Annotated in this window: 1 protein-coding gene; it reads right to left on the bottom strand. The window is 68.6% G+C overall.

Annotated features, from left to right (window positions below):
- The coding region (locus tag Amac_RS00005; RefSeq protein WP_246267962.1) for a ComEC/Rec2 family competence protein at window positions 1–1438 on the bottom strand (1438 nt) is incomplete at its 3' end.
- Window positions 1439–1463 lie beyond the last annotated feature (25 nt).

Genomic DNA, 1463 nt, shown 5'->3' with positions numbered 1-1463 from the left:
AGCCGTGGTGAGGGACCTTCAGGATGTCCACGGGTGGGACGCCGGTTCGGAGGAGGGTGGTTTCGGCTTCGGTTTCGAGGTCTCCGGCGAGGAGGGCGGATCCCGTCGGCCAGCGGACCAGCAGGACGACGCTGGCGTTGTTGGTCATGGAGCCTTCGCCTTGGCCCTGGATGGGGTCTTCGGCGTTGGGGGCGAGCACGGTGATCTCGGCTTGACCGAAGTGCCAGCGGGTGCCGGGGCGTACGACCCATTCGGGGATCTTCCTGGTGCGCAGTTCGGTCGAGACGCGGATGCTTTCCCGTTGGGAGGCGCGGATGGGGCTGACGACGACGGCTCCAATGCGGCGGTTTCGGAGGACTCCGGCCAGGCCGCCGACGTGGTCGAGGTGCGGATGGGTGAGAACGAGCAGCGGAACCGTGTGCACGTCCAGCCTGCGCAGACATCGATCGACCGGTCCGGGTTCCGGGCCTGCGTCGACGACCACGGCTTTGCCTTCTCCGGCGGACAGGACGAGAGCGTCGCCCTGGCCGACATCGCACATCACGAGCAGCCAACCGCGGGCTGGCCAAGTCGACGTCGCGGGGCCTACGAGCAGAATCGCGATCAGCGAACCGCCGGCTAGGGCGATCGCCAACCGTCTGCCGGCCTGCCGCCGAAGTACCAGCCACACAGCTATAGACGCCGCTGCGAGCAAGACGAGTCCAAGTACTCCAGCGGGCCATCCGACCGTGGCGAGTGGAAGCTCGGCCGCCCATTCGGCCACTGTGATGATCCAACTCGCGGACAATCCCGCCGGGCGGACGACCAGCTGCGCCAAGTCCATGCTGATCGGGGCAATCAGGGCGGCGAGAAAGCCGAGAACCGTCGCGGGCGCTACCGCCGGCGCCGCGAGAAGGTTGGCCGGGATCGCGGCCAGCCCGAGTTCCCCTGACATGAGCACCAGAAGAGGAGTCACCGCCGCCTGAGCCGCGGCCGGGACAGCGATCGCCTCGGCCATCCAGGCGGGCATGCGGGCGGCCATACGATCACGCCAACGCGGCGCGAGCACCAGGATCCCTCCGGTCGCGGCGACGGAGAGCGCGAACCCGTACTCCCGGGCCAGCCCAGGATTGAACAAGATCAACAGCAACACCGTCCCGGACAGCGCCGCCATCCCGTCCCGCGATCGGCCGGTCCCAAGCGCGATGGCGGCCACCGTCCCCATCACCAACGCCCGCAACACACTCGGCGACGGCCTCGCGACCACCGCGAACCCACCCATCGCCACAACGACCAGCGCCCCCCTCGCCGCCAAGGGCAACCCCGCGAACCGCCCCACCAGCAGGACAGCCCCCGCGACAATCGCGAGATTGGCCCCGCTCACCGCATTGAGATGGCTCAGCCCAGCATCCGCGAAATCCTCCTTGACCTGCGCATCCAGCCGCGAAACATCCCCCACGACCAACCCTGGCAACAACCCACGA

Source organism: Acrocarpospora macrocephala (assembly GCF_009687865.1).
Taxonomy (GTDB): Bacteria; Actinomycetota; Actinomycetes; order Streptosporangiales; family Streptosporangiaceae; genus Acrocarpospora; species Acrocarpospora macrocephala.
The sequence above is the reverse complement of the archived record's forward strand: the minus strand, read 5'-3'. Positions and strand labels throughout refer to the sequence as shown.